The following is an 11816-nucleotide window of genomic DNA, read 5'->3' on the forward strand; positions in this document are numbered from 1 at the left end:
CGGTGCGTCCGCTTCATGCCGCCGCCGCGGTGTTGACGATCCTGGCAATGGGGGCTGCGATTGCCGCAGGTGGCCGCGCCGTGCTGCAGGACGAAAATGGGCGCGTCGCGGCTCGGGCGCAGGCCGGCATCGCGGCGCAATCCCGAGCGCCTGCTGCATCAGCAAATCCGCGACCCAAGGCGGCGAGCCCAGAGGCGCATTCCAGGGCCATCGATCCCGAAGTCGTCGCGCCGCCGCAGCTTCAGCCCCAAGAGCTTGAACGGGTCGAGCCGCGCGCGCCGCTGAGTGAGTTGGCGCTCGCCGGACCGCCCAAGCCGCCCAAAACGAAAATGCCCGACGACTGGAACGGGACAAAACTGTTCCAGCCGGTTGCATCGGCCGCCGGTGTGATCGAGGCCAAGGGCTACTCCGTCGCGATTTCCGGCGTCGACATCGTCAGGCAGGACGAAACTTGCACCGACGGCGGCAAGTCGTGGACGTGTGGCACCCGGGCGCGAACGGCGTTCCGTGCCTTCCTGCGCGGTCGGGCGGTGGTCTGCACGGTGCCACCCGAGGGCGGCCGCGACCCGATCACCGCCGATTGCCGCGTCGGCAACCGGGATGTCGGCCAGTGGTTGATCGAAAACGGCTGGGCGCGCGCCGCCAAGGGTGGCCCTTATGTCGAGACCGGCGAGAAGGCCCGTATGGCGAGGAAGGGCATTTTCGGGCCGGCGCCCAGTCTCTCCGGCCTGCCTCCGGCGCCAGCCCCTTTTGCGGCCACAGCCCAGCCGACGCAGCCGATTCTCGATCCGTCGGCGACGGCTACGCCGACATCCGAGACGACTGCTACGCCGCCAACTGACCGGCCAGCGCCTTCTGAATGAGCGCGCGGGTTTCTGCGATGCCGTAGAGCGCGGCGAAGGAACCGAAGCGCGGGCCGCGCTCTTGTCCGATCAAAATCTGGTAGATCATCTGGAAGAAGGCGACGGAGACGCCCGGCCCGCCTTCCGGGCTTTGCTTCGAATGGTCCTGATAGCGTTCGATCTTGCGCGCGACGTTGAGCGCGGCATTCTGGATCGCCTCGCCATCGGCATCTGGCGGCAATGCGGCGAGCGCTTCGGACAGTTTCGTCAGCGCCTCGCGCTCGACCGGGTCGGCGGCCCGGTACACCTTGGCCGGCTTCACGAAATCGTCGAAATAGCGGATCGCATGTTCGGCCAGCCGGTCGAGCTCGGGATGGGTCTTCGGCGTCACGCCTGACGTGTGGCGCAAAATGAACCCCCACAGCACGTCCTTGTTCTGGGCGTTCGAGGCACTGACCAGATTGAGCAGCAGCGCGAACGACACCGGCAGGTCGACGACAGGCGGGTTACCGTCATGCATGTGCCAGACGGGATTTCCCAGCCGCTCCTTCCACTCCTGCCGGCGATAGGCGGACAGAAAGGCGTAATACTCGTCCACCGCCTTCGGAATGACGTCGAAATAGAGCTTCTTGGCCTGCCGCGGCCGCTGGTACATATAGAGCTCGAGGCTTTCTGTCGGCGCGTAGGTCAGCCACTCGTCTATTGTCAGTCCGTTGCCCTTCGACTTCGAAATCTTCTGGCCGTTCTCGTCCAGGAACAGCTCATAGACGAAATGCTCGGGCGCGCGCCCGCCCAGGATATTGCAGATACGGTCGTAGATCACCGCATTCGTCTGGTGGTCTTTGCCGAACATTTCGAAATCGACGCCGAGCGCCGCCCAGCGCATGCCGAAATCCGGCTTCCACTGCAGCTTCACCCTGCCGCCGGTTATAGGCAGCGTGGTTTCGGTGCCGTCATCGTCGAAGGTGATAGTGCCGGCCTTGACGTCGACATGCTTCATGGGGACGTAAAGCACGCGGCCGCTTTTGGGGGAAATCGGCAAGAACGGACTGTAGGTCGCCTGACGCTCCTCTCCGAGCGTCGGCAGCATCACGTCCATAATCTTATCGAAACGTTCGGCAGCGCGCAGCAGAACGTCGTCGAAACGGCCAGCCCTGTAGTATTCCGTCGCGCTGGCGAACTCGTAGTCGAAGCCGAACGTGTCCAGGAAACGGCAAAGCATTGCGTTGTTGTGGTCTGCGAAGCTCGCATAGTCGCCGCCGAAAGGATTGGGGACGGACGAGAGCGGCTTGTGCAGGTGCGGCTCGAGTGCGGCGCGATCGGGGACGTTGTCCGGAATCTTGCGCATGCCGTCCATGTCGTCGGAAAAGCACAAGATCTTGGTATTGACCGTGTCCCGGGTGAGGACGCGGAAGGCGTGGCGCACCATCGAAGTGCGTGCGACTTCGCCGAAAGTACCGATGTGCGGCAGCCCCGACGGACCGTAGCCGGTCTCAAACAGGACGGTCTCGGGAAAGTCAGTGTCTTTGTAGCGCTCGACGATCTTCCTGGCTTCGTCGAACGGCCACGCCTTGCTTTCAGCCGCTGCCGCAAGCACCTCGGGATTGAGATCGATGATGTTTGATCCCGCCATGTCACCGTTTCCAAATTATTCGCCGGCATCGCCGCAAAAAGGGATGATTTTTTCAACCGGTCTCTAGGCGTGCCTGCCGTGGGCGTCAACGATCGCGGCTCTTTTTCCTTGCGACGTCGGTGCCTCGTTCCTAACTTCGGAGCCCGTTTGAGGAGTTTTAAATGCCGTTGCCGCCGCAAGAAGCCCTGATCTATCTTATGGTCATCACCTCCGCGTCCGATCGCGACATGACAAATGTCGAATTGGCGCGGATTGGCGACGTCGTCCGCTCATGGCCGGTGTTCGAGGACTTCGACCACGACCGGCTGGTCGGCGTCGCCCAGGACTGCCAGAAGTTGCTGCACGAAAAGGACGGCTTGGAAGGCGTTTTGGCGCGCGTCGCTGAAGCACTGCCCGATCGCCTGCTTGACACCGCCTATGCCGCGGCCTTCGAGGTTGCGGCCGTCGACCTCGAAATGCGCTTGGAGGAGGTGAGGGTGCTGCAGCTTATCCGTCGCCAGCTCGATCTCGACACGCTCACCGTCGCCGCCATCGCCCGTGCTGCCAAGGCTCGCCTGCGCACGCTGACTTGATCCAGACGCCAACGGGTCAGAAGAAGCTGACCGGGCCGGATCAGAAAAAACTGACCGGGCCGGATCAGAAAAAACTGACCGGGAAATAGCGCAGATAGAATTCGGCAAAGATACCCTTCACTGAAATCTCCTGCAGTGCGTAGTCGAACGCTGCGGCCAGCGCTGGATCGTTGGCCCTGGTGGCGATGGCCATACCCGACCCCAGATATTCGGGCGACAGATAAGGACCGCCGGCAAAGCGGCAGCAGGCTGCGGCATTCGAACTGCCCAGCCAGAAGGCGAAGCGCATGCCGTCGCCGAAGCCGGCGTCGACCTTGCCGTCCTTGAGACCATCGTAGAGCTCTTCCAGTTGCGCGAAGGGAACGACCTGAACGGTGCCGAAATAATCGCGCAGCATCCGCTCATGCGCGGAGCCTGCGACCACGCCGACGCGCTTGCCGCGCAGTCTGTCGAAGATAGGTTCCGTGAGCGCCTTTGCCTTCGGCATGATGAAGCGCGCCGGAAACTGCAGGTAGGACCGCGAGAAGGCATATTTTGACCGCGACTCCGGCGTGGCGGCAATGCCGGCAATGATCGCTTCGCCTTCACCCTTCTGCAGTGCCCCTTCGAGCTCGGCCCAAGGCAGCGCCTGGATCTGGCATTTTTCGGCGATGCCGAGCTCGGCGCAGATCGCGCGCGCCAGATCGACGTGGAAGCCGGACAAGCGGCCCGCCCCGTCGAGGAAGTTGAACGGCGGGAAATCGGTGGTGGTCAGGAATCTCAGACGTGGCAGCGCGGACAGGTCAGGCTTCGGCAGCCGCTCCTTGGCATCCCACAGCACCGGCACTTGCGGCTCCGCGGCGCGTGCAGCGGTGAGCCACGCTGCCCCCGTCATTGCCAGCATCAAGACGATGGTCATCCACCGAATCGTCACGATCGAGCTCCGCCCTGTCCTGTCCAATGTGGCTTTTGGTACGAAAATGCCACAGGCACAACGGTTTTTGATTTCATCACGCCGATTTAGGGCTATGCTTCAGCGAGCTTGCAAACATGTTTGGCGGTCGGCTGGAGGGTAGCCGCAAGCCGCTGCAAACTGAGGGGAGCAGGTTTGTAATCCGGGGTCGAGGGCAAAGTGCGGGTCAAGCACTGGGCCGTTGATCTCAACGCGGGAAGGCAACATGGGGTAGATGTTGCAATGGGCCACTTCGATCGCACACTGGAATTCATAGATCAGCTGCAGCACGCCGATACGGCGGCCGCGGTCTGCGAAAAGCTGCTTGGCATAACCTCGGAGTTCGGCCTGACGGCGCTGATGGCCGGAACGGTTCCGCAGCCGGGCACGCCAAGAGGCCAGCAAAAGGACCATGTGCTGCTTTGCGAGTGGCCGGGAGAATGGCTGGAGCGCTATGTGGCGCGCAACTATGTCGACCATGACCCCGTCGTCAGCCACATGAAGCAGCTGCAGGCGCCGTTCCAGTGGCGGGAAGCGTCCCAGAGCATCCGCATCGACAAGAGCAGCGGCGAAGTGATGGGCGACGCCGGCGAATTCAAGCTGCGCGACGGATTGGCCTTCCCGCTGATCACGCTCGATGGCCAGATCGTCATGGTGTCGCTGGGTGGCGAGGCCGTCGAATTGTCGGGCGCCGATTTTGGGCTGGTGTCGCTGGTGGCGACCTATGCGATTGGCCGCGCCATGCAGATCCACACGATGGCGGCCAAGACCCTCGACCACCACGTCGAACTGACGCCGCGTGAGCGCGAATGCATGCAATGGGCCGCCGTCGGCAAGTCCGAATGGGAGATTTCACAGATTCTCGGCATTTCGGAACACACATCAGAGAAACACCTTCTTAACGCCAAAAGCAAACTCGGTGCCGTCAACCGGGTGCAGGCGGTCGCGGAAGCGATAAGGCGCGGCTATATTAGCTAGCTCGGCCGTGCCGGCCTAGAAATTCTTGCCTACGTGATCGCGTAATTTCCTCGGGACAGCCCGGCCGTATCTTCCTATTGAACCTAGGAGACGGCAGATGCTTTTTTCCCTTACAACACAGGAACTTATGGAACGTCCCGACCTTTGGGAGGCCGTTCATCGCTTACGCTACAAGATTTTCGTCGAGGAGATGGGGTGGACCGATCTGCAGCGCCCCGACGGCCTTGAGATCGATCAGTTCGATCATGACGAGGCGGTGCACCAACTCGTCATCCGCAATGGCGAGCTCGCCGGTTATCAGCGGATGTTGCCGACAACGCGTGCGCATCTTCTGACCGAGGTGCTGGCGGACCTCTTTGAGGGGACGCCGCCATCCGGGCCGAACGTGTGGGAACTGACCCGCTATGCGGTCGCGCCGGGCTTTCGTGACGGCAAGCGCGGCGTCTCCACGGTCGGCACCGAGCTCATTGCCGGCTTCGTCGAGTGGGGGCTGAAGCGGAATGTCAACCAGGTGATCATCGAGTTCGAGCCGATGTGGGTTCTGCGGGCGCTGCAGTTGCACTTCCTGGCGAAGCCGCTTGGCTACCAGCGCACCTATGGCAACCAGCAGGTCGTCGCCACACTGCTCACCTTCAACGAGCACACGCTTGAGGTGGTGCGGTCGCGTCGCAGTCATTTCGCGCCGGTCCTGGCCAGGGGATATCCCGACAGGCTCGGAATGAGGCAGGCCTCGTGAGAATTGGAGACAGCCATGAACATCCACCCGCAAACAGAGTTCCGCAATCATTCGTTGATCGTCACGGTGTCGTCGGATGACGGCCGGCCGGTGCTGGACGGGCGAGCCTATGAAAGCCTGGCCAGGATCTTCCACGAAGCTGCAATCGACGATGATGTGCGCGTCGTGGTGCTGCGCGGCCTCGCCGGCTGCTTCTGCCTCGGCGGCGATTTCTCCGAGTTCCTCGACGCCACCAAGCATCAACGGTTGATCGCTGCCGTCACCGACATGTTCCGCACGTTGGCGACGTTCCCCAAACCGGTCCTTGCCTGTGTCGACGGCGACGCCGTCGGTGTCGGCTGCACCATCCTGTTCCATTGCGACATGGTGATCGCATCTGACGAAAGCACGTTCCGGGTGCCGTTCGTCGATTTCGGCCTCGTGCCGGACGCGGCGACCAGCATCCTGGCGCCGCAGAAACTCGGTTATGCCGGCGCTTTCCGCTTCTTCTGCCTGGGCGACACGCTCAGTGCCGCGGACGCCAGGATGCTGGGCCTGGTCACGGAGATCGTGGTCGGCGACGTCGAGGAAGCCGCACTTGGCAGAGCCAGGCAACTCGCCAAGAAGCCGGTTGCCGCACTGCTGCAGACGCGCGACCTGCTCAAGGGCGACACAGGCGCACTCTGCGATCGCATCGACCAGGAGATTTCGCTGTTTCAGCAGGCTTTGCAGGACGATACCACACTGCGGCGGCTGCAGCGGATTGCCCGGCTGGCGGCATGAGACGTCATTCGGCAGAATGACAAAAATATCCGGAATCGTGCCGCGCGTCCTTGGGGGCGCGCGGCAGCGCTTCAGGCCTGTCTTCCCAGGAACGAAGGCCCTTCCCCGATGATTTTCTTGTCTTCCTTGCCGATGGCGTCGAGATCGCGGCCGTCATAGGGAAGCGACAACAGGATGCGCCGGATGATGGCAAGTCGCGCGCGCCGTTTGTCGTTGGCCTGGATGATGATCCAGGGCGCGAATTCCTTATGCGTGCGTTCGAACATGAGATCGCGCGCCTTGGTGTAATCGTCCCATTTGGCGATGCCGGCAATATCGATCGGCGAGAATTTCCAGTTCTTCAAAGGACTCCAGCGGCGATCGTGAAACCGCTCAAGCTGTGTTTCCCGACCGATGTTCAGCCAGAATTTGAAGAAATGGATGCCCTCGTTGCAGATCATCCGTTCAAAATACGGCGTCTCGTCCAGGAATCTCTGATGCTGCTCCGGCGTGCAGAAGCCCATGACCGGCTCGACGCCGGCTCGATTGTACCAGGAGCGGTCGAAGGTGACGAACTCGCCGGATGTCGGAAAGTGCGCGACATAGCGCTGGAAATACCATTGCCCGATTTCGGTTGGGCTAGGCTTGGTCAGCGCCACGTTGCGCGCTGTCCTGGGGTTCATGTACTGGCGCAGCGCGAAGATTGTGCCGCCCTTGCCGGCGGCATCGCGTCCTTCGAACAGCGACATCACCCGCTTGCCCGTCGATTGCAGCCATGCCTGCGCCTTGACCAACTCGATCTGCAGCCGCTCGAGCGTCTCGTCATACTCGTCGCTTTTCATTTTCTTGTCGTAGGGGTAGCCGCCGGCGGTCAGCTTGTTGTCCTCGATCCAGTCCGGAAGCTTGGGATCCTCGATGTCGAACTCGAACTCCTTGCCGTTGATCCGGATCTTTTGCGGACCCGGAACAGGCGCGGCGGCATCTTCCTTGGGGTTTTTCATCGAGACCAACCTTTCCAGCTTCCGGACTCATGCTATTGGGAGCCTTACTGCATCGGCCCGAAAATCGGAATCGATTTTCGAAAGGAACGATGCAGCAGATTAGTGATAGCGCCGGTCAGCGGGAAGTTTCCAACCTGCCGGTCGGGGTGGGGACGAAGGCATAGTGCGCGCGAATGGCTGACAGTGGCTGACAATGGCTGATATGGGCGGCGCAGAACAGCGAACCACGGCGCAAGCCGTCGTCACCCGGTTGTGGAACAGCCGCTGGCTGCTTGCGACCGGCATCGTCGCGATCTTGACGGTCTATGGTTTCGCAGACATGTCCTTCCATGTTGTGCTGCTGGCATGTGCTGTGCTGCTGCTCGCCGCCGCGATGCTGCCGGCCGGCGTAGCGCGCCAATCCGCGGAGGATGCCGCGGCGATCGAGGCAGGCGGGCTGCAACAGCTGTCGGGAGAATATCTGGCGGCTGCCGTTGCCGATCCGCTGATCATCTTCGATCGCGCTGCGACGATTGTCCATGCCAACGCCGCCGCCTTCGCCGCCTTCGGCGGCATTGCACCGGGCATGTCGCTGTCGCTGAAATTCCGCGCGCCCGAGATGCAGGCCCTGCTGGACAGTATCCTGTCAGGCGCCGCTTCGGACGTCGTCGAATATACCGAAAAGCTGCCGGTCGAACGGGCCTATCGCGTAAGTGCATCTTCGGTCGGCCACGGCACCGACCTCTATGTGCTGGTCTTCAAGGACCAGAGCGAGGCGCGCCGCATCGACCGGATGCGGGCCGACTTCATCGCCAATGCCAGCCATGAGCTGCGAACTCCGCTCGCCTCGATCTCCGGTTTCATCGAGACGCTGCGCGGCCCGGCCCGCAACGACCCGGCGGCGCGCGAGCAGTTCCTGCAGATCATGCACAACCAGACCGGCCGCATGGCGCGCCTGATCGACGACCTGCTGTCACTTTCGCGGCTGGAGATGAAACCCTATCTGCAGCCGGGAACCGAGGTCGATCTCCGCCAGACCCTCGACAGCGTCATCGATTCGCTGGGTCCGCTTGCGCGGGAAAACGGCGTTGCCATCGAGCGGGATTTCGCGAAAGGACCACTCAATGTGGCGGGGGATCGCGATGAACTTTTCCAGGTTTTCGAAAATCTGCTGGAAAACGCCTGCAAATATGGACAGTCGGGTGGACGTGTCGTGGTGACGATTGCCCACAGCGATGACGGTCCCGAACCCGGCATCGACGTCACCATCCGGGACTTTGGCCCCGGCATTCCCGAGGAGCACATCCCGCGCATCACCGAACGTTTCTACCGCGTCGATGTCGAAAACAGCCGGACCCAGAAGGGCACCGGCCTTGGCCTGTCCATCGTCAAGCATATCCTGACGCGCCACAACGCCAGGCTGTCGATCAAGTCGGAGGGCGGCAACGGCGCAGCTTTCACGGTGCATTTGCCGGTGCACTGACACCTCACTATCTAAGCACGCGCCGGCCCGAGTACCGGAAGACTTTAGGACCGCCGGATGCGTGGATATAGGACTTTAGAGCCTACTCTGTGGCCTAGTGGACGCACGTCGCTCTAACGCTTTCTTTTTTCTGTCATCCGGCTAGCGTATCAGCGGGGATTCGAGGAACGACTCGGACCAGAAGACCCGGGAAGGCATCTCCATGCAGTCCGTGCACATCGTCAGCGCCTATGACGAGGAGCTGAAATATCTGTCGAAGCGCATTGCCGCGATGGGCGGGCATGCCGAACGCATGGTCGAACAGGCGATTGCGGCCCTGGTCAACGCCGACCCTGGCCTTGCCCAGAAGGTCATCCGCGACGATGCCGTTCTGGACCAGGGGCAGCGCGAGATCGACGAAAAGGCGATCATCATCATCGCCAAGCGCCAGCCGATGGCGACGGATTTGCGCGAGATCGTCGGCGCGATCCGCATCTCGGCGGATCTCGAGCGGGTCGGCGACCTCGGCAAGAATGTCGCCAAGCGCGTGGTTGCCGTCATAGAAGGGCGCCAGCCGACCAGCCTGTTCCGCGGCATCGCGGCCTTAGCCGACCTGGCGTTGACGCAGCTCAAGGAAGTGCTCGACGTCTACGCGTCGCGCTCGGTGGAAAAGATCGGCTTCGTGCGTGACCGCGACGATCAGATCGACGCCGTGTACACCTCGCTGTTTCGCGAGTTGCTGACCTACATGATGGAAGATCCGCGCAACATCACGCCCTGCACGCACCTGCTGTTCTGCGCCAAGAACATCGAGCGGATCGGCGACCACGCCACCAATATCGCCGAGACGATCTACTACATCGTCACCGGCGACCAGATGCCGGCCGAGCGGCCGAAGGGCGACAAGACAGACAAGATTGTGCTTCCCGCAACGCTACCGGCGAAGTGAGCGGCTGCCTCTCGAACCCATTGCTGATTTAGGCTAAGCTTTACCGAACGTTCCTGATCCTGACCCGAGGCCATGCCTCCAGGAGGTAGCGATGGAAACCGTTCGGAACCTGACGCCGGCCCCGCCGACATCGGCCATCGTCGCTTCCAGCGTCTATACCGCCGGCCGGCGTGTCGCCGACATTCCGATCGAGGAAGCCGGCGAATGGGCCAAGAAGCCAGGTCATGTCGTCTGGATCGGCCTGCTGGAGCCGGACCGCGACCTGTTGCTTCGTGTCCAGGCACAATTCCACCTGCACGATCTGGCGATCGAGGACGCCGAGCATCCGCATCAGCGGCCGAAGATCGAGCAATATGGCGATGCGTTGTTCATCGTTGCCCGCACGGCTCAACTGATCGACAGGCGCGTCACCTTCGGCGAGACGCATCTGTTCGTCGGCGCCGGCTACATCGTCAGCGTCAGGCACGGTCCGTCGACTTCTTATGCCGCCGTTCGCCAGCATTGGGAAAGCTGCCCGCATTCGCTAGCCAAAGGCGAGGATTTCGTCCTCTATGCCATTCTCGATTTCATCGTCGACAACTACATGCCGGTGCTCGAGCAGATCGAGGACGAGGTCGAGGCGATCGAGGACAGGGTTCTGCTGAAGCCGATGACCGGCTCCGACATAGAGCGGCTCTACATGCTGCGCCGCGATCTCTTGCGCCTGCGCAACGCCGCGCTGCCGCTGGTGGAAGTCTGCCGCCGGTTGACCAGCGCCGACCTGCCGCAGATCCATGCGGCCATGCACCCGCTGTTCCGCGACGTCACCGACCACATCCGCACCGTCCAGGAGAAGATCGACAGCTTGCGGGAGGTGCTCGCATTTGCCTTCGAGGCGAGCCTCCTGGTTGGCCAGAGCCAGGAAACGGCGATCACCAAGAAGCTCGCCTCATGGGCTGCAATCCTGGCGGTGCCGACGGCGCTCGCAGGCATCTACGGCATGAACTTCAACGACATGCCGGAACTTAGGATGGAATATGGCTACCCGGTCGTTCTGGGAGCGATTATTTTGGTCTGCTCGGTTCTCTACTGGCGCTTCCGCAAGAGCGGCTGGCTGTGAGGAGTAGGGCAGTAGGGCAGTAGGGCAGTAGGGCAGTAGGGAAAGATGGCGCCTCACGAGCGCAGCCTTTTGCAGTTCACCCCATACTGCCGTACTGCCTTACTGCCTTACTCCCCTATTTCCCTACCTACTGCGCCGCCGCTCCGAAGCGGGCTGAAACGCAACGCGGGCGTGATACTTGCAATAGGGTCCGGTTTCGGCCGCGTCGTTGCCGCAGAAATGGAACTCCTCCGAAAGCGGATCGCCATTCGGCCATTTGCATGTCCGCTCGGTCAATTCGACGAGCTGCAGATGCCGCGAGATCGGCACGACGACGTTCTCGACCGGACGGACATAATGACGCGTCACCGGTACGGCGTCGAATTGCGCCTGCAGCGCGGTCGCGCCGATCGACGTGGTGATATGCCGCGCAGTGCTCGCGGCCCGCGACACCGATTTCTGCACGCTCGATCCCTGCACGCTCTTCTTCTGGCGTGCCGGCGTGGCAGTCGCGCGTCCGCGGCCCGACAGTTTCAGCCGATGCACCTTGCCGATGACGGCATTGCGGCTGACACCCCCAAGCTGTGCGGCGATCTGGCTGGCGCTCAGCCCCTCCGACCACAATTTTCTAAGAAGTTCGACCCGCTCGTCAGTCCAATTCATGTGACCGCGCTCCTGCTGAAATGTGCGGCGATCGGAATCCTTCCACGATCCGGCTTCCGCCGGGCAGACACCACATATATCGGGTGATTAGGTCCGCCGCACGAAATCTAGTTATTTCTCGACCTATAATTACCTTATGCGCTGACTCGGTGACAAGAGTCCGAGGGCCAACACGAATCGGTTTTTTCGGTTTTCCCCAACTTGCCCGGTCGCTGATGAGCCGGCGTCTCGCTGGAAAGCTTGCCGCGCGT

12 protein-coding genes are annotated in these 11816 nt (G+C 61.9%); 8 read left to right on the plus strand and 4 right to left on the minus strand.

Features of this window, described 5'->3' with window-relative positions:
• Positions 1–2 precede the first annotated feature (2 nt).
• The gene (locus tag AC0L28_RS21990; protein WP_128170881.1) at positions 3–863 is read left to right on the plus strand and encodes a thermonuclease family protein; all 861 of its coding nucleotides are present in this window, start codon (positions 3–5) and stop codon (positions 861–863) included.
• On the opposite strand, the gene AC0L28_RS21995 is transcribed toward AC0L28_RS21990, so the two are convergent.
• Entirely contained in the window at positions 826–2475 is a 1650-nt protein-coding gene (locus AC0L28_RS21995; RefSeq protein WP_473480149.1) for a lysine--tRNA ligase, read from the minus strand. The genes AC0L28_RS21990 and AC0L28_RS21995 overlap by 38 nt on opposite strands.
• A 161-nt stretch (positions 2476–2636) precedes the next feature.
• Between AC0L28_RS21995 and AC0L28_RS22000 the strand changes: the two genes are divergently transcribed.
• Positions 2637–3047 carry a tellurite resistance TerB family protein gene (locus tag AC0L28_RS22000; RefSeq protein WP_023802174.1) on the plus strand — a complete coding sequence of 137 codons (411 nt, stop codon included), beginning with the start codon at positions 2637–2639 and terminating at the stop codon, positions 3045–3047.
• Positions 3048–3111: 64 nt separating this feature from the next.
• Here AC0L28_RS22000 and AC0L28_RS22005 read toward each other — a convergent pair whose 3' ends face one another.
• Entirely contained in the window at positions 3112–3930 is an 819-nt protein-coding gene (locus AC0L28_RS22005; protein ID WP_287180594.1) for a transporter substrate-binding domain-containing protein, read from the minus strand.
• Between the two features lie 291 nt (positions 3931–4221).
• Here AC0L28_RS22005 and AC0L28_RS22010 point away from each other — a divergent pair, with 291 nt between their 5' ends.
• The 3 genes from AC0L28_RS22010 (at position 4222) to AC0L28_RS22020 (ending at position 6454) form a co-directional block, all read left to right on the plus strand.
• A complete protein-coding gene (locus tag AC0L28_RS22010; protein ID WP_023802176.1) occupies positions 4222–4956 on the plus strand; it encodes a helix-turn-helix transcriptional regulator in 735 nt (244 codons plus the stop codon).
• A gap of 97 nt (positions 4957–5053) precedes the next feature.
• Positions 5054–5692 carry an acyl-homoserine-lactone synthase gene (locus tag AC0L28_RS22015; protein ID WP_027155170.1) on the plus strand — a complete coding sequence of 213 codons (639 nt, stop codon included), beginning with the start codon at positions 5054–5056 and terminating at the stop codon, positions 5690–5692.
• A 15-nt stretch (positions 5693–5707) separates the two neighbouring features.
• The gene (locus tag AC0L28_RS22020; RefSeq protein ID WP_084646899.1) at positions 5708–6454 is read left to right on the plus strand and encodes an enoyl-CoA hydratase-related protein; all 747 of its coding nucleotides are present in this window, start codon (positions 5708–5710) and stop codon (positions 6452–6454) included.
• Between the two features lie 71 nt (positions 6455–6525).
• Here AC0L28_RS22020 and ppk2 read toward each other — a convergent pair whose 3' ends face one another.
• Positions 6526–7434, minus strand: coding sequence for a polyphosphate kinase 2 (gene ppk2, locus AC0L28_RS22025; RefSeq protein WP_023802179.1), 909 nt, complete (start codon positions 7432–7434; stop codon positions 6526–6528).
• A gap of 193 nt (positions 7435–7627) precedes the next feature.
• Between ppk2 and AC0L28_RS22030 the strand changes: the two genes are divergently transcribed.
• From AC0L28_RS22030 to AC0L28_RS22040, 3 genes are all read left to right on the plus strand, one after another.
• On the plus strand, positions 7628–8896 hold the full coding sequence (locus AC0L28_RS22030) for a sensor histidine kinase (protein WP_128170878.1): 1269 nt from the start codon (positions 7628–7630) through the stop codon (positions 8894–8896).
• Positions 8897–9098: 202 nt separating this feature from the next.
• Positions 9099–9824, plus strand: a complete 726-nt coding sequence (gene phoU / locus AC0L28_RS22035; protein ID WP_128170877.1) for a phosphate signaling complex protein PhoU — start codon at positions 9099–9101, stop codon at positions 9822–9824.
• Positions 9825–9915: 91 nt separating this feature from the next.
• Positions 9916–10923 carry a magnesium and cobalt transport protein CorA gene (locus AC0L28_RS22040; protein ID WP_023802182.1) on the plus strand — a complete coding sequence of 336 codons (1008 nt, stop codon included), beginning with the start codon at positions 9916–9918 and terminating at the stop codon, positions 10921–10923.
• Positions 10924–11046: 123 nt separating this feature from the next.
• On the opposite strand, the gene AC0L28_RS22045 is transcribed toward AC0L28_RS22040, so the two are convergent.
• Positions 11047–11565 (minus strand): GcrA family cell cycle regulator, encoded by a 519-nt coding sequence (locus tag AC0L28_RS22045; RefSeq protein ID WP_023802183.1) that lies wholly within the window; start codon positions 11563–11565, stop codon positions 11047–11049.
• Positions 11566–11816 lie beyond the last annotated feature (251 nt).

The organism is Mesorhizobium sp. WSM4847 (assembly GCF_055811335.1).